The sequence below is a fragment of the Sulfitobacter delicatus genome, from assembly GCF_900102535.1.
Classification (GTDB): domain Bacteria; phylum Pseudomonadota; class Alphaproteobacteria; order Rhodobacterales; family Rhodobacteraceae; genus Sulfitobacter; species Sulfitobacter delicatus.
The window spans coordinates 270555-290302 of the sequence record NZ_FNBP01000003.1 but is presented as its reverse complement, the minus strand read 5'-3'; the positions used below and the strand labels follow the sequence as shown (position 1 = coordinate 290302).

Annotated in this window: 18 protein-coding genes and 1 tRNA gene; 6 read left to right on the top strand and 13 right to left on the bottom strand. The window is 61.7% G+C overall.

What is annotated here, in order from left to right:
- The first annotated feature begins 28 nt into the window (after positions 1 to 28).
- The gene (locus tag BLS57_RS07775; RefSeq protein WP_167356386.1) at positions 29 to 901 is read left to right on the top strand and encodes a 2-dehydro-3-deoxygalactonokinase; all 873 of its coding nucleotides are present in this window, start codon (positions 29 to 31) and stop codon (positions 899 to 901) included.
- Here BLS57_RS07775 and hpaR read toward each other — a convergent pair.
- Positions 898 to 1356, bottom strand: coding sequence for a homoprotocatechuate degradation operon regulator HpaR (gene hpaR, locus BLS57_RS07770; RefSeq protein ID WP_093740888.1), 459 nt, complete (start codon positions 1354 to 1356; stop codon positions 898 to 900). The genes BLS57_RS07775 and hpaR overlap by 4 nt on opposite strands.
- Positions 1357 to 1531: 175 nt before the next feature.
- Here hpaR and BLS57_RS07765 point away from each other — a divergent pair, with 175 nt between their 5' ends.
- Complete coding sequence (locus tag BLS57_RS07765; protein WP_093740886.1) at positions 1532 to 2938, top strand: pyridoxal phosphate-dependent decarboxylase family protein; 1407 nt, start codon at positions 1532 to 1534, stop codon at positions 2936 to 2938.
- Here BLS57_RS07765 and BLS57_RS07760 read toward each other — a convergent pair.
- Complete coding sequence (locus BLS57_RS07760; RefSeq protein ID WP_093740884.1) at positions 2935 to 3810, bottom strand: hypothetical protein; 876 nt, start codon at positions 3808 to 3810, stop codon at positions 2935 to 2937. The two genes, BLS57_RS07765 and BLS57_RS07760, sit on opposite strands and share 4 nt — an antisense overlap.
- Positions 3811 to 3937: 127 nt before the next feature.
- Here BLS57_RS07760 and BLS57_RS07755 point away from each other — a divergent pair.
- The 3 genes from BLS57_RS07755 to cueR all read left to right on the top strand — a co-directional run bounded on the left by BLS57_RS07755 (position 3938) and on the right by cueR (position 7079).
- Positions 3938 to 4013 (top strand) — tRNA-Thr (locus BLS57_RS07755).
- A 147-nt stretch (positions 4014 to 4160) separates the two neighbouring features.
- On the top strand, positions 4161 to 6665 hold the full coding sequence (locus BLS57_RS07750) for a heavy metal translocating P-type ATPase (protein WP_093740882.1): 2505 nt from the start codon (positions 4161 to 4163) through the stop codon (positions 6663 to 6665).
- A 9-nt stretch (positions 6666 to 6674) separates the two neighbouring features.
- On the top strand, positions 6675 to 7079 hold the full coding sequence (cueR, locus tag BLS57_RS07745) for a Cu(I)-responsive transcriptional regulator (RefSeq protein ID WP_093740880.1): 405 nt from the start codon (positions 6675 to 6677) through the stop codon (positions 7077 to 7079).
- 116 nt (positions 7080 to 7195) lie between these two features.
- Here cueR and choV read toward each other — a convergent pair whose 3' ends face one another.
- The 10 genes from choV to BLS57_RS07695 all read right to left on the bottom strand — a co-directional run bounded on the left by choV (position 7196) and on the right by BLS57_RS07695 (position 17929).
- Positions 7196 to 8215: a choline ABC transporter ATP-binding protein gene (choV, locus tag BLS57_RS07740; protein WP_093740878.1), complete on the bottom strand. Its 1020-nt coding sequence runs from the start codon at positions 8213 to 8215 to the stop codon at positions 7196 to 7198.
- Positions 8212 to 9045 carry a choline ABC transporter permease subunit gene (gene choW, locus BLS57_RS07735; RefSeq protein ID WP_093740876.1) on the bottom strand — a complete coding sequence of 278 codons (834 nt, stop codon included), beginning with the start codon at positions 9043 to 9045 and terminating at the stop codon, positions 8212 to 8214. The genes choV and choW overlap by 4 nt, the downstream gene beginning before the upstream one ends.
- 84 nt (positions 9046 to 9129) lie before the next feature.
- The gene (locus tag BLS57_RS07730) at positions 9130 to 10050 is read right to left on the bottom strand and encodes a choline ABC transporter substrate-binding protein (RefSeq protein WP_093740874.1); all 921 of its coding nucleotides are present in this window, start codon (positions 10048 to 10050) and stop codon (positions 9130 to 9132) included.
- 131 nt (positions 10051 to 10181) lie between these two features.
- A complete protein-coding gene (locus BLS57_RS07725; protein WP_093740872.1) occupies positions 10182 to 11864 on the bottom strand; it encodes a caspase family protein in 1683 nt (560 codons plus the stop codon).
- Positions 11865 to 12011: 147 nt separating this feature from the next.
- On the bottom strand, positions 12012 to 12401 hold the full coding sequence (locus BLS57_RS07720; protein WP_093740869.1) for a Na+/H+ antiporter subunit G: 390 nt from the start codon (positions 12399 to 12401) through the stop codon (positions 12012 to 12014).
- Positions 12398 to 12685 (bottom strand): K+/H+ antiporter subunit F, encoded by a 288-nt coding sequence (locus BLS57_RS07715; RefSeq protein ID WP_093740867.1) that lies wholly within the window; start codon positions 12683 to 12685, stop codon positions 12398 to 12400. Before BLS57_RS07715 ends, BLS57_RS07720 begins: the two co-directional genes overlap by 4 nt.
- Positions 12682 to 13182: a Na+/H+ antiporter subunit E gene (locus BLS57_RS07710; RefSeq protein WP_093740865.1), complete on the bottom strand. Its 501-nt coding sequence runs from the start codon at positions 13180 to 13182 to the stop codon at positions 12682 to 12684. Before BLS57_RS07710 ends, BLS57_RS07715 begins: the two co-directional genes overlap by 4 nt.
- A 1-nt stretch (position 13183) precedes the next feature.
- The gene (locus BLS57_RS07705) at positions 13184 to 14728 is read right to left on the bottom strand and encodes a monovalent cation/H+ antiporter subunit D (protein ID WP_093740863.1); all 1545 of its coding nucleotides are present in this window, start codon (positions 14726 to 14728) and stop codon (positions 13184 to 13186) included.
- Positions 14725 to 15072: a Na+/H+ antiporter subunit C gene (locus BLS57_RS07700; protein ID WP_093740861.1), complete on the bottom strand. Its 348-nt coding sequence runs from the start codon at positions 15070 to 15072 to the stop codon at positions 14725 to 14727. The genes BLS57_RS07705 and BLS57_RS07700 overlap by 4 nt, the downstream gene beginning before the upstream one ends.
- A 1-nt stretch (position 15073) precedes the next feature.
- A complete protein-coding gene (locus tag BLS57_RS07695) occupies positions 15074 to 17929 on the bottom strand; it encodes a monovalent cation/H+ antiporter subunit A (RefSeq protein WP_093740859.1) in 2856 nt (951 codons plus the stop codon).
- Positions 17930 to 18138: 209 nt separating this feature from the next.
- Between BLS57_RS07695 and BLS57_RS07690 the strand changes: the two genes are divergently transcribed.
- On the top strand, positions 18139 to 18834 hold the full coding sequence (locus tag BLS57_RS07690; protein ID WP_093740857.1) for a YoaK family protein: 696 nt from the start codon (positions 18139 to 18141) through the stop codon (positions 18832 to 18834).
- A gap of 6 nt (positions 18835 to 18840) precedes the next feature.
- On the opposite strand, the gene BLS57_RS07685 is transcribed toward BLS57_RS07690, so the two are convergent.
- Positions 18841 to 19728, bottom strand: coding sequence for a lytic transglycosylase domain-containing protein (locus BLS57_RS07685; protein ID WP_244153626.1), 888 nt, complete (start codon positions 19726 to 19728; stop codon positions 18841 to 18843).
- Between the last annotated feature and the right edge of the window lie 20 nt (positions 19729 to 19748).

Sequence of the window (19748 nt, the reverse complement as noted above, 5' to 3'; positions counted from 1 at the left end):
TTGGAGTTCAACGCAGAAAGGCAACGCAATGGCGGAGGCGGCACAAGCGGATTGGTTGGCTGTGGAATGGCTCGACGGTCATTTGTCAGTCTGGGCGATGCAGGGCAGCGCAGTCTTGGACAGTTGTGAAGGTGCAGCCTCGGTCGACAGTCTTGAGAGTTTCATCGACGCCCTGTCCAGCCTCACTGCCGACTTGCAAGTACCCCGCCGCCTGCCAGTCTTTGTTGCCGGCCTGCCCGTCACATGGTCCGAAGCGACCCCGCGCCCCGTGCCCTGCGACGCGATTGCGCCTGACACGGTGGCGGTGAAGACCGAGAGTTTTGATCTTCAGATCATCCCCGGACTGCGCCAACGCGAGCCGAGCGGCTTACTGCAAGGTGCCGAGACCCGGATCGCCGGGTTCCTTAGTCTGAATAAGGACTGGGACGGCGTGATCTGCCTGCCCGGTGCAACATCAGTTTGGGCGCAGATCAGCGCGGGCGAAGTGGTCAGCTTTCAGAGCTTCCTGACGGGTGAGTTGATCGCAATACTCGGCGCCGAGGGCCCTGCCCCCAAAGACACAGCACTTGATGACACAGCCTTTGACGAAGCCTTAAGCGACGGGCTCTCGCGCCCCGAGCGCTTGGCCGGACGACTGGCCTCCTTGCGCGCGGACCGCGCCCTTGGGGAGATGCCCGGCCCCACCGCGCAGGCGCGGTTGGCAGGGACGCTGATTGGCGCTGAACTGGCAGCAGCACGGGCCTATTGGCTGGGGCAGACTTTGGCGGTGATTGGGCCAGAGGCGGAAGCGTCTTTGTATATGCGGGCTTTAGCGCAGCAGGGCGCCCCCGCAACGCAGGCTGACGCCAAGCGTATGGCGCTGGCTGGCATTTGCGCGGTACGCCGGGGTAAGGCGGACTAGCGCTCGCCCTTTTCGCGCATATCCAGGGCCACGAGGTCTTCGAGCATATCTAGAAGCTTTTCCATCCGCTCTTTGCCAAAGCGTTCGTCAAGATCGGCAAAGAGGGCGGCAGCGTCATCCGCATGATCCTGCAGAATCTGCTGCCCTGCGTCGGTCACCGTTACGATGGACTTACGCCCGTCATTGGGATCACTTGCACGGGTGAGCAGCCCTTCTTCCTCCATCGCACGCAACATGCGCGTAAGGCTGGGCAGAAGGAGGCAGGAGGCATTGGCCAGCGCCGTCTGCTCCATCGGTCCGGCCTCGTCCAAGACCCGGATCACCCGGTACTTCTGCTCGGAAATCCCGCTTTCGTTGAGGATTTCGCGGATCGGACCCATCACCCGTTCGCGTGCGCGCAAAAGGGCAATCGGCAGGGTACGGGCCGTGCGGCGCAGAGGGGGTTGGGTGGCCATTCTTGACGGGCTCCTGATCGCTACTTACCAAGTCGAACACCGTTCCGATTGTGGAGCGGTCACAACAGCATAGCCGCTGCGCGCCGTTTCTTGAAGAGCAGATGCAGGCACCGGGATCAGGGAGAGGGAATAAGATGCGTTACACGCCGAGGATGAACTGTGCCGGGGACCTGCGATGAATTGGGAAGACTTCCGCCACTGGGGCCGCCGCGCCGCTGATTGGGCTGCCGATTACCACGCAGGTCTGCGCAACCGTCCCGTACGCGCGCAGGTATCGCCGGGGGCCGTCCTGTCCGCCCTGCCCTCCACGCCACCGGAAAGCGCCGAGGCGATGCAGGCAATCTTTGACGATTTTGAGCAGACCATCATGCCGGGCATGACCCATTGGCAGCACCCCCGCTTCTTTGCCTATTTCCCGGCCAATGCCGCCCCCGTGTCAGTGCTGGCGGAATACTTCGTCTCGGCCATCGCGGCGCAATGTATGCTGTGGCAGACCTCGCCCGCCGCGACCGAGTTGGAAACGCGGGTTTGCGACTGGATGCGTCAGGCGGTGGGCCTGCCGGATGGCTTTACCGGTGTGATCCAAGACAGCGCCAGTTCCGCCACGCTCTGCGCCGTGCTGACCATGCGCGAGCGGGCTTTGGCGTGGCAGGGCAACAAAGCGGGCTTGGCGGGCCAACCGCAAATGCGGGTCTATTGCTCAGCCGAGGTGCATACCTCCATCGACCGGGCGATCTGGATCGCGGGGATCGGCGAAGACAATCTGATCCGCATCCCCACCCAAGGCCCAAACCGTGCGATGGATGCAACGGCCCTGCGCGCCGCAATTGCCGCTGACCGCGCCGCGGGCCACCTGCCCGCCGGGATCATTGCCTGCACCGGTGGCACCAGCGCCGGGGCCAGCGATGACATCGCCGCCGTGATGGATGTGGCCGAGGCCGAGGGGCTTTATATCCATGTGGACGCCGCTTGGGCCGGTTCTGCGATGATCTGCCCCGAGTTTCGCACCCTCTGGGCCGGGGTGGAGCGTGCCGATTCCGTTGTGCTGAACCCGCATAAATGGCTGGGCGCGCAGTTTGATTGCACCACGCATTTCCTGCGCGACCCCGAAGATTTGGTGCGCACGCTGGCGATCCAGCCGGAATACCTCAAGACCCACGGTGCGGATGGGATCGTGAACTACTCCGAATGGTCGGTCCCGCTAGGCCGTCGCTTCCGGGCGCTGAAACTATGGTTCCTGATCCGGGCGCACGGACTGGAGGGTCTGCGCGAGATGATCCGCAACCATGTGACATGGGCGCAGGACCTCGCCGCGCGGTTGGATGATACGGCAAATTTCGAGATCGTGACCGCGCCGATGCTGTCGCTCTTCACCTTTCGCCACGCGCCTGCCGGGGTGCATGACCTCGATGCGCATAACCAAGACCTCGTGAACCGGATCAACACCGACGGGCGCATCTACCTCACGCAAACCCGCATTGACGGGAACTTGGTGATCCGCTTTCAAGCAGGCGCTTTCACCGCCACCGCCGAAGATGTGGCGATGGCATATGACGTCATCACCGAACTCGCTGCGCCCTAAGGCGTGATCAGCGTGACCCCGGGAATGGCGCGGATGACTTCGACATCCGCGTCATAGATCGCGGTCATCTCCTCGACCAGTTCCTCGGTCCAACCGGGCATGTCGATTTCTTCTTCGATCTCTTCTTCCAGCGCGAATTTATCAAGAAAGGCCGTGATCACCCGGCGCTTTTGCGCCTCGGACATATCGGGGTGCGTGTCAAGATAGCCGCGGAAGCGCTGCATGCCCTCCGCCGACATGATCGAATGTAGCAGATCAAAGCCGCCTTTGATTTTGGTATCCTGCGTAAGACCCGCCATATCGCGGATCACCTGCGCCCAGATGAGCGGTGCATCTTCATTGCACCAGACCGTGACCGGAATCTCCGGCGCGGTCTCGCGCAGCAGGCGGATGGTCTCGGACCAACGCAAATCCTCCGGATCCCGATCGCCCCAAAAAGCATCGGGAGACTGATCGGCGGCCTTTTCAAACAGCACCGGCACCAACGAAGCCGGGTTGCGGATCGCCATGAAGATGCTGATGTCATCGTCTGGAAACAGCTGCGCCATGCGCATCATCCGAACGGGCGCCGCTGAATAGAGCATCCCCTGCTGCAAGGCCGTGGCGGGCGAGCGGAAGAAATTCGCGTCCGACAAAATCACCCGCTCGGCGGAGCCATCATCGAGAATCGCATCCAGCAGCACATCGCGCGCAACCTCCGAGGGGGCCGTCTTGTGCATCGCGTTCAGCGTGTCCCGGAACAGGTTGCGATAGGTGCTCGGCCCCGGCACTTTGATTCCCCGGCTGGCGAAATCATCCTGATTGCGCAGCAGACATTTCAGCAGCCGCTCGTCTTCGGTAAAATGAACGCCAGTATGCAAAACGAGCTGCATGATATTCCGATCAACTATCAAATCCTTAAGGGTAAATAGCCGCTCTGGATGCCAGTGTAAAATCCCAAAGAAAGACGCATTTCTCCTCTTGCACCCCCCGCGCGCTTTCTCTAAATGAGCCCTCAGTGCCCCTATAGCTCAGCTGGTAGAGCAACTGATTTGTAATCAGTAGGTCCGCGGTTCGAGTCCGTGTGGGGGCACCACTTTCATCTCATCATGTAATACGACCGTGCCGGGCCTTTGAGCGCATTCACGTGGCAATGTGCGTGACAAGTTTTCCGCCGATACCCCTTGACCCTCCAGTGACTGGAAGCCCCATATGAGGAGCAACTTGAACCAGAGGGCCGGAAATGGACGATCAGATTTCGCTGACATTCGGTGTCGAAAACATGAGTTGCGCGTCCTGTGTTGGACGGGTGGAAAAGGTGCTGGGCGGCGTTGAGGGCGTGCGCAAAGCCCAGGTCAATCTCGCCACGGAAAGCGTGAAAGTCACCACAGACGCTGACGTGGATACACTGCAGATGGTCGAGGCCATGGCCCAGGCGGGCTACCCCGCGCGGTTGGTCACGCATCGCTTGCGCATCGCCAATATGAGTTGCGCTTCCTGTGTGGGCCGTGTGGAGCGGGCCTTGGCCAATGTGCCGGGCGTGGTCTCGGCGTCAGTGAACCTCGCCACGGAAGAGGCGCAGGTGCAGGCTTTGGACCACCCCGACGTGCTGAGCGCGCTGCAGGCCGCCGCGGCTCAGGCAGGCTATCCCGCAACGCTTGATGCCGGGGATGCAGCCGCAGAGGACGCAACGGCGCGTAAGGAGGCCGAAGCGACACATCTGAAACGCAAAACCCTTATCGCTGCCGCGCTCACCCTGCCCGTTTTTATCTTGGAGATGGGCGGCCATCTGATCCCCGCCTTTCACCACTGGGTGACGGCGACCATCGGGACAGAGACGTCTTGGCTCTTGCAGTTTGTCCTTACCACGCTGGTCCTGATCGGGCCGGGACGACAGTTCTACCTTAAGGGCCTCCCTGCCCTGCTCAAAGGCGCGCCAGATATGAACTCGCTGGTGGCGCTTGGCTCTGGCGCGGCGTGGCTCTTCTCGGTCACTGCGCTATTTGCACCCTCTGTGCTGCCCGAAGGCAGCCGGGTGGTCTATTTCGAAGCCGCCGCGGTGATCGTGACGCTGATCCTCTTGGGCCGTTTCCTTGAGGCCCGCGCCAAGGGCCGGACGGGGGCGGCGATTGCCAAGCTGATCGGCCTGCGCGCCCGCAGCGCTCGGGTGGAACGTGAGGGGGCGGTGGTCGAACTACCGGTAGAGGAGATCGTCGCGGGCGACATCATCCACCTGCGCCCGGGCGAAAAAATCGCCACCGATGGGGTCGTGGCTTCGGGCCGGTCCTATGTCGATGAAAGCATGATAACCGGCGAGCCGGTGCCGGTTGAGAAGGTCGAAGGCACCGAAGTTGTCGGCGGCACGGTCAATGGCACCGGCAGCCTCACCTTCCGCGCCACCAAAGTCGGCGGCGACACGATGCTCGCGCAGATCATCCGCATGGTCGAAGAGGCACAAGGCGCGAAGCTGCCCATTCAGGACTTGGTGAACCGTATCACCCTGTGGTTCGTCCCCGCGGTGATCGCCGTGGCATTGGTGACCTTTGGCGTCTGGCTGGCCTTTGGCCCGTCGCTGAGCCACGCGCTCGTCGCCGGGGTCGCGGTGCTGATTATTGCCTGCCCCTGTGCCATGGGGCTGGCCACGCCGACCTCCATTATGGTGGGCACGGGCCGCGCGGCGCAGCTTGGGGTGCTGTTCCGGCAAGGCGACGCGCTTCAGACCTTGCATGACGTAAAGACCGTGGCGTTGGACAAGACCGGCACGCTGACCAAAGGCCAGCCGGAGTTGACTGACCTCACGCTGCTGAACGGCTTTACCGAAGACGAGGTGCTGCCGCTTATCGGCGCGGTTGAGGCGCGCTCGGAACACCCCATTGCGCAGGCGATTTTGCGACGGGCCGAACGGGCGGGCAATGTCCCGACAGAGATCACCGATTTTCAGTCCCACACCGGCTATGGCGTCAGCGCGATGGTGGCGGGGCATCGGGTGAGCGTGGGGGCCGACCGACTGATGACCCGCGATGGCCTCGCCCTTGGTGATGCAGCGCAAATTGGCGCGGACTACGGCACGGCGGGCAAGACGCCGCTCTATGCCGCCATAGATGGCAAGCTTGCCGCCGTGATCGCCGTGGCCGACCCGGTCAAACCCGGCACGCCAGAGGCCATTGCCGCCCTGCATGATCTTGGCCTCAAGGTCGCGATGATTACGGGCGACAATCAAGGCACGGCAGACGCCATCGCCGCACGGCTTGGGATCGACCGGGTGGTGGCCGAGGTGCTGCCAGACGGCAAAGTCGCTGCCATCGACACGCTGAAGGCGGAAGCTGGCCCAGTGGCCTTTGTCGGCGACGGCATTAACGACGCCCCGGCGCTGGCGCAGGCGGATGTCGGCCTCGCCATCGGCACCGGCACGGATGTCGCGATTGAGGCGGCAGATGTGGTGCTGATGTCCGGCGACCTGCGCGGCGTGGTGAATGCCATCGACGTGAGTCAACGCAGCATGCGCAATATCCAGCAGAACCTGTTTTGGGCCTTTGGCTACAACGTGCTGCTGATCCCGGTGGCGGCGGGCGCCTTTTATCCGCTTACCGGCTGGTTGCTGTCGCCCGCGCTGGCGGCGGGGGCCATGGCCTTGTCGAGCGTCTTTGTCCTCAGCAACGCGCTGCGCCTGCGCTGGATCACCCCGCCGCTGGCGGAGACGGCTGAGACCCAATCTGCCCGGGCCGCAGTGCCCGTGGCAGCAGAATAGGAGCGTCGCATGAACATCGGAGAAGTTGCAGAACGCACTGGCCTGCCGCCGAAAACCATCCGTTACTATGAGGATATCGGGCTGGTCAAACCGCTGCGCGATACCAATGGCTACCGCGCCTTTCGAGAGAGCGAGATGCACAAGCTCGCCTTTCTTGGGCGGGCGAGGACGCTGGGGTTCAGCATCGAGGATTGCCGCAACCTGCTGGCGCTTTGGGAGGATAGCAACCGGGCCAGTGCCGATGTTCGGGCGATTGCGAAGGATCATCTGGCGCAGATCGAGGCTAAGATTCGCGACCTGCAAGAGATGCGCGATACGCTGAGCACTTTGGTGCGGGATTGTGCGGGGGATGATCGGCCAGATTGCCCGATTCTGAAGACGCTGGGGACGGAGACCGCTGCGGAGCAACGCTAGCTGTCAACCACGAAGGGCAGCGCAGACCCGCGGGGTGGCGCAGAAAGCGCCGCCCCTGGGGGGCGGGTCGGCGCTGCCCGGCGTGCCGCCGGGCGGGACACTTTCGGAGTGTCGATTTAAGCCTTCAACCGATCCACAATACTATGCGCCGTGACCGTGCCGATCTGTGCACCGTCTTCCATCACAGCAATCGCCGCATCCGGCCCGCGCAGCCGGTCCATCAGATCACGCACCGGGCTTTCCGCTGCGGTCTCGCCCTGCGTACCAACGCCATCAACCGGCCCCATCACGTCCCGGGCGGTCAACACCTCAAGCGGGTTCATATTGGCCACGAACTCCGCCACATAGTCCGACGCCGGGTTCGAGAAAATCTCACGCGGGGTGCCGATTTGCACGATGCGCCCGCCCTCCATAATCGCGATCCGCCCGCCGAGTTTGAACGCTTCGTCAAGGTCATGGCTCACAAAGATGATCGTGCGGTTCAACTCGCGCTGAAGGTCGAGCAATTCATCCTGCAACCGCGTCCGGATCAGCGGATCAAGCGCGGAGAACGGCTCGTCCATCAGCAAGATCGGCGCTTCGGTGGCAAAGGCGCGCGCCAGACCAACGCGCTGCTGCATCCCGCCCGACAACTCACCCACCTTGCGGTCAGCCCAATCGCTCAGCCCCACCAGCGCCAACTGTCGATCCGCACGTTCCAACCGCTCGGCTTTCGGTACATTGGAAAGCTCCAACCCAAGCGCCACATTGTCGCGCACCGTCCGCCACGGCAGCAGACCGAACTGCTGGAACACCATCGACACACATTCCCGCCGCACCTGCCGCAACTCGGCGGCGCTGCTTGCATGCACGTCACAGGTCCAGTCCGCAGCGTGGACATGCACGGTGCCGCGCACCATCGGGTTGAGCCCGTTCACCGCGCGCAGCAGCGTGGACTTGCCCGAGCCCGACAGCCCCATCAACACTAGGATCTCGCCGCTCTCAACGCTCAGCGAGCAATCATGCACACCCAGCACCTGCCCCGTCGCCGATTCAATCTCGGCGCGGCTCTGGCCTTCGTCCATCAACGGCAGGGCCTTCTCTGGCTTGTCGCCAAAGACGATGGACACATTGTCGAATTCTACTGCTTTAGTCATTTCCGCCCCACCCGCAGGATACGGTCGAGCATGATCGCCACGACGACGATCACCAACCCGGATTCAAATCCCAAGCCCGTATTGACTTGGTTCAAGGCGCGCACCACCGGCACGCCCAAGCCGTCTGCGCCCACAAGTGCGGCGATCACCACCATTGACAGCGACAGCATGATGGTCTGGTTCAAACCGGTCATGATCTGCGGCAGCGCATAGGGCAGTTCGATCTTCCAAAGCGTCTGGCGCGGCTTGGCGCCAAAGGCCTGCGCGGCTTCAAGCAGCGCCTTGGGGGTCGAGGAAATGCCCAGCTGCGTCAGCCGGATCGGCGCGGGCAGCACGAAGATCACCGTGGCGATCAGGCCCGGCACCATGCCGATGCCGAAAAACACAATGGCGGGGATCAGATACACAAAGGTCGGCAGCGTCTGCATCAGGTCCAAAACCGGCGCGACCAACGCATAGAGCTTAGGCCGATGCGCCACCGCGATGCCAATCGGCACGCCCAGCCCCATGCAGACCACACAGGCCGAAAGCACCAGCGTCAGGCTTTCAGTGGTCTCTTCCCAATAATCTTGGTTGAGGATGAACAGGAAGCCCAGCACCACGAAGGCCACGGTCTTCCAGTTGCGCTGAATGGCGAATGTGATCGCAGCAAAGACCGCAATGATGATCAGCGGATGCGGGGTTTGCAGCACCCAGAGGATCGCGTCGATCAGCCATTCCATGGCCTCGGACAGCCCGTCAAAGAACCACGCCCCGTTGATTTGCAGCCAATCCAGCGCGCGTTCGGCCACATCAGCCACGGGGATCTTGTTTTCGGTCAGCCAGTCCATGTCAGTCCTTCAACTCTGGAGAATTGCGCATGAGAATGCCCGCCCCAAACGCTGGGACGGGCCGTTTTCATCATGTCGTGCGGATCACTTCAGCGAAGCGACGGCTTCCATCGCGTCGCCGCCGTCCACGGTGGTCACACCGGCGAGCCATGTGTCGAGAACTTCGGGGTTTTCCTTGATCCAAGCAGCGGCGGCCTCTTCGGCCTCTTCACCGTCATCAAGGATCGCGCCCATGATCTCGTTTTCCATCTCCAGCGTGAACTCGAGGTTGTTCAGGAATTTGCCGAGGTTCGGGCATTCCTCAACAAAACCGGCGCGGGTGTTGGTATAGACCGTCGCACCGCCCAGATCGGGGCCAAAGTAATCGTCCCCGCCTTCCAGATAGGTTAGCTCAAAGTTGGCGTTCATCGGGTGCGGCTCCCAACCAAGGAAGACAACCGGCTCTTCTTTGCGCGTGGCGCGCTGGACTTGGGCCAGCATGCCCTGCTCGGAGGATTCGACGACTTCGAAGTCTTTCAACTCAAAGGCGTTTTCGTCGATCATCGACTGGATCAGGCGGTTGCCGTCATTGCCGGGCTCGATGCCGTAGATCTTGCCTTCCAGCGCGTCAGCATTGGCGGCGATGTCGGCGAAGGTCTTGATGCCCATGTCAGCGGCGGCCTTGTTGACAGCCAGCGTGTATTTCGCGCCTTCAAGGTTGGCGCGCACGGTGTCGACGCTGCCCTCTTCGCGGTATTTGGCGATATCGCCTTCCATGGTGGGCATCCAGTTGCCCAAGAAGACGTCAATGTCGCCCGCCGCCATCGAGGTATAGGTCACCGGCACGGCAAGGATCTTGGTCTCGGTGTCATAGCCAAGCGCGTCCAGCACGACCGAAGCGGCGGCGGTGGTGGCGGTGATGTCGGTCCAACCAACGTCGGAGAAGGTGACTTCGTTACATTCGGCGGCGGCCAGCGAAGTCGCGGCGGTCATTGCCAGAACGGATGTCGTAAGCAGTTTTTTCATTGGTGTCTCTCCCCAGAGAAGTTTTTATTGACTGATGCGCCAATCAAAAGCCATCAGCGGTGATATTGCAACCGGATTTAATTTTGCCAATCTAAAGCAGGCCCAGAACCAATACCAATGGTTTTGCGGGATCAGTCCCGCGCGGCCTGTTGCGGGCGCAGCACCGGGGTCACGTCTTCGTCTGCACCGGGTTCGGGGGTGGCGTCAGGCGTGAAAGTCTCCGCGCCCGTCTGTGGCGTTTCTTCCGTCTCCTGTGATGCTTCCTCCGACACTGCCTCCGCCGTGCTGGCAGAAGCGACCTCTGCGACCTCCCCCTCTTCCTCCTTGGCTACAGTCTCACCGTTATCGACTGTAAGTTCAGACACTTCAGCGCCGTCAGCTTCGGGTTCGGCAGGCTCCCCTCCGGTGTAGGCCGCCCGGATACCGGCTTGCGTGCCGGGCCCGTAATCCCCGTCAATCGGCCCGTCATAGAACCCTTCGCTCGCCAGCTTGCGCTGAAGCGCCTTGCGGGTCTCGCTGTTGAAAAGCTCTGACTCGTCGGTCATCAGGTCCAGCAATGTCGCATCCCCTCCGCGCAAGGCGCGGTAGAGGTAGAGCGCCGCATCCGGCGCGCCGCGTCCCTCGACTTTCCCGTCGTCGATCAACGCTGCGTAGTTGAACATGGCGGCCGGGTGACGCCGGTCTGCCGCGCGGCGGAAATAGTCTCGGGCGCGCTCCTCGTCCGCTTCCTGCCCCAATTCGCCTTGCAAATGGATGAAACCGAGGTCGTTCAGCGCCGGCGCATATCCCTCCTCCGCGGCCTCTGCGTAAAGCGCCAGCGCACGGTCCTTATCCTCCGGCACACCTTGCCCTTTTTCATAGAGCTGCGCCAATTGGTACCGCGCTTCTGCTGAGCCGCTACGCGCGGCGCGCTCCAGGCTTTCAGCGGCTGCGGCGGGGTCGTGACGGGGATCGTCCGGGTTAAGCTGGAGATAGGCCGAGGCAAGCAAAGCGCGGCTGTCTCCTTGGCTGGCCAGCGCTGCGAGTTCAGTGGCCTGAGCATCATTCAAGCGCGACCATGTCCGACGACGGTCGTTTCCGGGGCCCTGATCTTCATCCTCTGGCCCGCCCGCAAGGAAATAGGGTGTGGCCTTTAACTGGCCAAAGCGCCGAGGCGCAAGTTCGCCGCCCGTGCGGCTGCGCAGGTCGGCCCTTAGCCTGTCTAAGGCGACGCTGATCTCCACATCCGGCTGCGACAAGGCGTCGATCAAGGTCTTGGCAAAAATGCCCGGCCCTTCTGCGCCACTGTCACAAGCTCCTGCCCGGCCAGACGTCAGCACCAAAGTGCCTTCGCGTGGCTCCGGCGGCGTCAGGGGTGCCACGCTCTGCAGGGGTGCGGCTTGGCAGCTATCAAGCACCACGATCCGCATGTGGCGCGCCTTTCCGGCAGCCCGCATCAGTGAGGGCAAGGCGACCGCCTGTTCGCGTAGCGCGGTCACGGGGGCCAGTGGACCATCTGCCGGGATAATAAAATTCTGCCCCCCTGCCGCAAGGCGGTGGCCAGCATAGTAAACCAGCGCGATCTCAGCTGTTTCGGCGCGAAATGCGAAGTCCGATATGGCCTGCTTTAGGTCCGCCCCCGGCATGTCGATCAAGGTGGTCACGTCAAAGTCCAACTCTTCCAGCGCGGCGCCGACCGCTTTCGCATCTGCACGCGGGCCGTCCAGATCCTCGGCATTTTCATAGTCGCCCATGCCGATCACCAAAGCCGCGCGCTCTTGGGCCAGCGCGGCGAGTGGCATGAGGGTAAACAGCAAGATCGAGGCGAGACGCATAGAGCGGGCTCCTTTCTGGCATTGGTTCGGCGGGCCGACGCTTAACCTATGCTGCTGCCTTCAGGTTTCCACCATTTGCACATGGCAAAGCGGCCAAGATTGCTCTTGGCCGCTTGATCGTGAGTTGGATGGGGTCGGTCAAACCGCTCAGGTATGGGGGCCTTCGACCTCGCGGTCTTCCTCCGGCACATTCAGCGTGGCCCAAGTGTCCCCATCCGGCAGCTCCGGCGTTTGCAGCGCGCAATCTCGGCGGTGGATATTGGCCTTGGCCATGAAATTCGCAGAAACCGGTGCAGTGACAAAGATAAAGGCCATGATCAGCAACTCGTGCAGCGATCCTTCGCCAACGCTAAAGGAATGGACCACCGCGGCCAGCAGATAGGCACCGATCCCAAGCGTGCCGGCTTTGGTTGGCGCGTGTAGCCGGGTCATCGGGTCGCTCAGTTTGAGCAAGCCGATGCTCGCGACAATGATGAAGAAGCTGCCGATCAGCAGCAGGAGAATAACGGCATAGGTGGCGATGATCTCGGGGTTCATTCGATAATATCTCCGCGCAGCACAAAACGGGCATAAGCCACGGTCGAGACGAAGCCCAACATGGCGATAATCAATGCCGCTTCGAAATAGATTTGCGTGCCCTGCAAGAGGCCCAGCAAGACGATCAAGCCGATGGCGTTGATAAACATCGTATCAAGCGCCAGGATCCGGTCCCCGGTGCCCGGACCGATCCACAGCCGGATCATCGCCATGATCTGCGCAATCGCGACCATTGTCAGCGCGCCATAAAGCGCCATCGTGAGCAGTTCATTCGCTTGGGTCACAGGAAAATCTCCTTCAGCCGGCGTTCATAGCGGTCTTTGATGTCATCACGTACCGCATCGGGGTCTTCGGCGTCGAGCGCGTGCACCAGCAGGTAGCGACCACAGTCGGACAGGTCTGCCGAGACAGTGCCGGGGGTGAGCGTAATGGTGCCCGCCAGAATGCTGATCGCCTCAGGCTCTCGCAGGTCGAGCGGGATGACCACCCAAGCCGGTTTCATGCTTGCGTTGGATTTCGTCAGAATGATCCACGCCACCTGCACATTGGCGACGATGATGTCCCAAATCACCAGCAACACATAGGCAATCATGCGCAGCGGGCGGATGCCTTGGGGCCGGTCTGTCCACCAGCGGGCGGTAAGGATCGGGATCACAATGCCAAGGATCAGGCCAAAGACCAACATCCCGGCGCTGAGTTCGTTTTGCAGCAGGATCCAGACCGCAGAGAGTAGGATCGTCAGGAACGGGTGTGGAAAGAGCCAGCGGAATGGTCGCATCATCTTAGTGATCCTCCTCTTTGCCGTCTGACAGCTTGCCGGGGGTTTCCAGCACGGTGGTCAGATAGCGCTCCGGGCCAAACAACTGTTTCGAGATCGCTGTGGCATAGGCCGTCGCCGGACCGGCCAACAGCGTATGGGCCACCAGCAGCGCCAGCAGGCCGCCGACCCCCACATAGCATAGCACACCGGGGGCCGCCGTCGGCTCCGCGTCTTCGTCAACCGGCACGGCACGGGCCTTCCAGAACAGCGTGCTACCGGCGCGGCCAAAGCCCACGAGGCTCAGCAGGCTGGCGCCCAAGATCACGGCCCAGATCCAGACCATGTATGGGTTCTGCACCGCTGCATCCATGATGAGGAGCTTGCCGACAAAACCCGATAAGGGCGGTACACCAACCATCGCAATCGCCGCGACAAAGAACATCGCCGAGGTCAGTCGCGCCCCCGCCACCTGCGGCTGCGCCGTCAGATCAAGGTTCGCCCGCCCGGCCCGCGCCAGATCGCAGATCAGGAACAACGCCCCGGCCGCCAGCGTCGAATGCACGATGTAGTAGAGCGCGGCGGCAATCCCTTCGGGCGTAAACAGCGCAATCGCCACCATCACCATGCCCATCGACCCGATGACCGAGAAGGCCACCAACCGGTCCAACTGCTTGGCCGCCAAGACCCCGACCATGCCGAGCGCCAACGACAGCAGCGCCGCAGGCAGCAGCCATGTGGTGTGCAGATCGGCGGTCGCCGCCAGTTCCGGCGGGAAGATCAGCGTATAGACGCGGATGATCGCATAGGCGCCGACCTTGGTCATGATCGCGAAGAGTGCCGCCACCGGACCGGGCGCTTCGGCATAGCTCGACGGCAGCCAGAAGTGCAGCGGCACCAAGGCGGCTTTGATCGCGAAGACCATCAACAGCAGCACGGCGGCGATGCGGATGCCCACAGTCTCGCCCAGATCAATCAGCGCCACGCGCTGCGCCAGATCGGCCATGTTGAGCGTTCCCGTCTCGGCATAGATCGCGCCGAGGGCAAAGAGGAACAGCGTCGAACCCAAGAGGTTATAGAGCACATATTGCACCCCCGCCCGCAGCCGCACCGTGCCACCCGCATGGATCATCAGCCCGTAGGAGGCGATCAGCAGCACTTCGAAAAACACAAAGAGGTTAAACAGGTCGCCCGTCAGGAAAGCGCCCATAATGCCCATCAACTGGAACTGAAACAGTGCGTGGAAATGCCGCCCGCGTTCGTCCCATTTGGACCCTATGACGTAGAGCAACACAAAGAGCGCCAGAACGGCGGTCAGCGTGACCATCAGGGTCGACAGACGGTCACCCACCAGCACAATGCCAAAGGGCGCGGCCCAATCGCTGAGACGGTAGAGCATGACCTCACCAGAGGCCGCCTCAACCGAGAGGCCCAGCCCCACGGCGATCAGCGCCACGGCGCCAAAGAGCGAAAACACCCGTTGGATGGTGATGTGATAGCGCGCCGCCAGCACGATGAAAGGTGCAAGAAAGGCAGGCAGCACGATGGGCAGGATTAGCCAATGGATCATGTGCGGTCCTCCGCGTCGGATGCGGGGATCAGATCATCGACGTGATCGTCATTGCCACCCAGATAAGCGCCAAGCGCGATCATCACCACCACGGCGGTCATGCCAAATGAGATCACGATGGCCGTCAGCACAAGCGCCTGCGGCAGCGGATCGGTGTAGCGCGCAGCATCCGTCAGGATTGGCGGTGCGCCGACGGTCAAACGGCCCGAGGCGAACAGAAACACATTCACCGCATAGGTCAGCAGCGAGGTGCCCATGATCACCGGAAAGGTCCGCAAACGCAGCACGAGGTAAAGGCCAGAGGCCGTCAGAATGCCGATGGCAGAAGCGACGAGAAGTTCCATTTTATGCCTCCGCCTTTGTGTCTTCGCGGGATGGGTCGATGTCCATCGGGTGATCGGCTTCCGGCACATGGGCGCGGCGTGCAAGACGCGAGAAGCTTTCCAGCGTCAGCATCACCGCACCAACCACCGCAAGGAACACCCCAAGGTCAAAGAGCGCCGCCGTGGCCAGTTCGAATTTGTAGAAGGGCGGGATGCGCACATAGGTGAAATCCGAAGTCAGGAAAGGTTTGTTAAAGAACCATGAGCCAATGCCCGTCAGCCCCGCGATCAGCACGCCGGTGCCGATGATCCCGTGATACGGATACCGCAGCCGCGCCGAGGCCCAGGCAAAGCCGCTGGCCATATATTGCATCACCACAGCGATCGACACGATCAGCCCGGCGATAAACCCACCGCCCGGCTCATTATGGCCGCGCAGGAAGATGTAGAAGCCCACCAGCAGCACCACTGGCATGATCACGCGGGTCATGACGACCATCATCATCGGATGCCGGCCCCCTGCCCGCGGCTGGTCCGGCTTGCGGTTGAGCAAACGCGCCCGGACCGGGCCCGACAGCAGCGTCTCGGTCAGCGCGTAGATCAGCAGGGCCGCGATGCCCAAAACGATGATCTCGCCATAGGTGTCAAAGCCACGGAAATCGACGAGGATCACGTTCACCACATTGGTACCGCCGCCGCCCTTGTAGGAGTTGGCGAGGTGGAATTCCGAAATGCTCGGCGCCACCGTGTCGCGCAGCAGATAGTGATAGGACAGCGCCATGGTTGCCAGCCCGGCCACGACCGAGATCACCACATCACGGCTGCGGCGCAGGACGGTGCTTTCAATCGGCGTGTGGTTGGGCAAGAAGTTCAGCGCCAGCAGCAGCAGGATGATCGTGACCACTTCGACGGTTAGTTGGGTCATCGCCAAGTCCGGCGCGCTGAAGAAGACAAAACCGGCCGAGACGATCAGCCCGACAATGCCGATGAGGATCAGCGAAAGCAGACGGTTGCGGTGCAAGAAGACCAAGCCGCAGGCGGCGGCGACCAGCATCAGCCAACCGGCGATCTGCACAGCATTCGTCGGTTGCATCGCACGGGTCGCGGCCCCGACCGTGCCCGTGGCCCAAGCGTAATAGCCCACCGCGACCACCGTCACCGCCATGATCGCGGCATAGCGCGAAAAGGCGCCGTTGTGCAGCCGGAGGGATACCGCTTGCGAAAGGCCAACCGCGCCAGCGATCACCCGGTCAAAGATGCGCTTGGCCTCAGGCCGTGGGCTGGCGTCCCAAACACGCAGCAGCGGGGTGAAGAGCGCCAGCAGGACAAGCCCGCCAACCACGGCGATGATCGACATATAAAGCGCCGGACCGAACCCATGCCAGATTTTGAAATGCGCCGAGGGCATCTCTGCCGCGCCGCCCAAGACAGAGGCGGTCACCAGCTTGACAAAAGGCTCGGCGAGGAAGGGCGCGAGGCCAATGACCACCACCGGAATGATCAAAAGCGCGGGCGGCAGCCAAAGGCCGGGCTTGGGATCATGCGGGTGGTCGGGATAGTCGTCGCGCTCTTTGCCAAGGAAAGTATGACCAATCAGCCGGAAGCTATAGGCCGCCGAGAACAGCGCGCCAAAGGTCGCAAGCCCTGGCACCAGCCATGGCATATCAAACAGCGTAGTGTGCAGGGTCTCTTCCAGCATCATCTCTTTGGACAAGAACCCGTTCAGCAGCGGGATCCCCGCCATCGACAGCGCCGCCAGCGTTGCGATCACAAAGGTCACCGGCATTAGATGCCGCAACCCACCCAAGCGCCGGATGTCCCGGGTGTGCACCGCGTGATCCACAATCCCCGCCGACATAAACAGCGCCGCCTTAAAGGTCGCATGGTTGAGGATGTGAAACACCGCCGCCAGCGCGCCAAAGGCCGTGCCCGTGCCCAAGAGCATGGTGATCAGGCCAAGATGGCTCACGGTCGAGAACGCCAGCAACGCCTTCAGGTCATGTTTGAACAGCGCAATCACCGCGCCGAGCACCATGGTGATCAGCCCAGCCGTGGTGACGATGACAAACCACTCCGGCGTGCCCGACAGCACCGGCCACATGCGCGCCATGAGGAAGATGCCGGCCTTCACCATCGTGGCAGAGTGCAGATAGGCCGAGACCGGCGTTGGTGCGGCCATGGCATGCGGCAGCCAGAAGTGAAACGGGAACTGAGCGGACTTGGTGAAACAGCCCAGCAAGATCAGGATCAGCGCAGGCAGATAAAGCGGCGAGGCTTGGATCAGATCGCGGTTTTCCAAGATCACGCTCAGGTCATAGCTGCCGACGATCTGGCCTAAGAGCAGCATGCCACCGATCATCGCCAGCCCGCCCATGCCGGTTACCGTCAGCGCCATACGCGCTCCTTGGCGGCCTTCGGGCAGGTGCTTCCAATAACCGATCAGCAAGAAAGACGAGAGCGAGGTCAGCTCCCAGAAAATGAGCAAGATTAAAACGTTATCGCTCAGAACGATCCCCACCATCGCGCCTTGGAAGAGCAGAAGGTAGGTGAAAAACTCGCCCATATGATCGTCGCGCGACAGGTAAGACCGCGCATAGGCGATGATCAGCAGACCGATACCGAGGATCAAACAGGCAAAGAAAAAGCCCAACCCGTCAAGCATCAGCGTGAGGTTCAGCCCCAAAGCCGGGATCCAGTCGACCCGCGCCGTCACCAACTCGCCCGCCAGTACCGCTGGTAGATGTGTGAGCAGCCCCACCAGCGCCACCAAACTGACCATAAAGGTCACGCCTGCACAGGCCTGACGGCCTGCGGAATTCATCAATCCGGGCAACAACGCCCCGAGAAAGGGCAAGGCAACGATTAGGAAGAGGGACACGCGAACTCCTGATCTATCGGACTGAAAGGTCATCACCTTCTGTCGAAAAAATGTCAGAACCTCAAGCGAAACCGGGCATTTGCGGCCAGTTTGTCGCAGAGCGGGCTGCTATGCTCAGCGGTTCTGTTGCCGTTTGTCTGAATGTCAGCGATAGTTGCGCGGGCATAGGGGCAGTGCCATTCTTTGAGATCTGAATACTAGGACGAGAGATGCTGATCAAAGTCGGTGATGCCCGCACCACGAATATCGATCTGGTTCTTGCAGGGCTGCTTTCCTCGGTCGCGGGTGCGCTGAACGCCGTCGGGTTCCTTATCGCCGGTTCGTTCACAGCAAATATGACAGGCAACATCTCGGCATTTGCGGATCTGCTCGCGGGTGGCGCGTTTCTGATCGCGTTTTCCTTTTTGGGGCTGGTCATTGCCTTTATAGGCGGCGCCGGAATGGTGGCGCTTGCGATCCAAGCTGGTGAACGCCGGAAGCTCCGCTCAATCTACGCTTTGGCAATCACCGCCGAGGCCATTATTCTTCTGCTGGTTAGCGCTGCATTCGTCATGTCATCGCCCGCCGAACACGAGACCTTTCTGGTCATCGTTCTTAGCTTTGTCATGGGGCTGCAAAACGCTGTCACGACGATGATCTCGCGGGCGCGGGTCCGCACGACCCATGTGTCCGGAATGGCGACCGATATCGGCATCGAACTGGCCGCGTTAGCGGGAGATGAGATGGCCCGGCGAGACGCGACGCCGAAGCTTTGGCTGCACAGTCTGACCCTCGCCTGTTTTACCGTCGGAGGTCTTTGTGGAGCGCTCTTGTTTCAGTTTGTCGGGAGCTGGATTTTTATTATCGCTGCGACCCTTTTGCTGCTGATCGCGGTGCCGGAAGCTCTTAGGGCTCACCGTTCCTGAGCAGCCCTATTTATTCGCGTAGACAGCGCAGGGGCAGCCCGAAGCCCGGACCGAGGCGCAGAGCTTGTCAGCTGCCGCGCGACTGTTGCGTCCGACCCGCGCCATAACAAAACCCTTCTGCCCGCTGGCACGGTGTTTGACCTTGATGTAGTCCGGCTTTTCACCTGACAGCGGCGAGCGGCACTGGGCGACCCGCCGCGCGTAAGCGGCCTGCGCCTTGGCCTTTGATTTGCCAAAGGCAATCTGCACACCCCATGGTTTGAGTGGTGGTTCTGGCAGTTTAAGTGGGGTCAGCCGTCGCGCCTTGCCCATGGCGTAGCAGGCAGACAGAAAGTCCTCCGTTTTTGACAGGCGGAAATCGGGGTTCTCGGGCGGCGTGTCGCGCCAAGCCTCCGCGTCCAGACCTGTGATAATCGGGACGTAAGCAATCGTTTCATCCGCCAGCCCTCCGCCTTCCAGGAAACCTTCGACCCGGCGTTCGCCGCCGTTGTAGCCAATCGCCGCCAGCCCTTCATTGCCGTAACGGCGCGCCATTTCGGCCAAGTACTGCGCGGAATGCTCCAGCGCGTCGGCGGGGTTGTAGGGATCGACCAACCCGCGCAGGGCGGCGGTCGAGGGGATGAATTGCGCAATGCCGCGCGCATTGGCATGGCTCAGCGCGTTGGGATCAAAGCGGCTCTCTTGCCAGATCAGGCGCGCGAAGAAGTCGCGGTTCAGGCCGTGGCGTTCGGAGAACACAGCGATAGCATTGCAGGTGTCATAGACGAAATGGGCACTGCGGATGCAGTGGGATTGGCCCCACTTCGTGCTGGAACACTGACGGTCTGGAGGCTCTGCCCAAGCGGCCTGCGCCCAGAGTAGCGCTAAAATGGTGAACCAGACTTTCATAGTCATGTGGTGCGGTTTGCATCTGG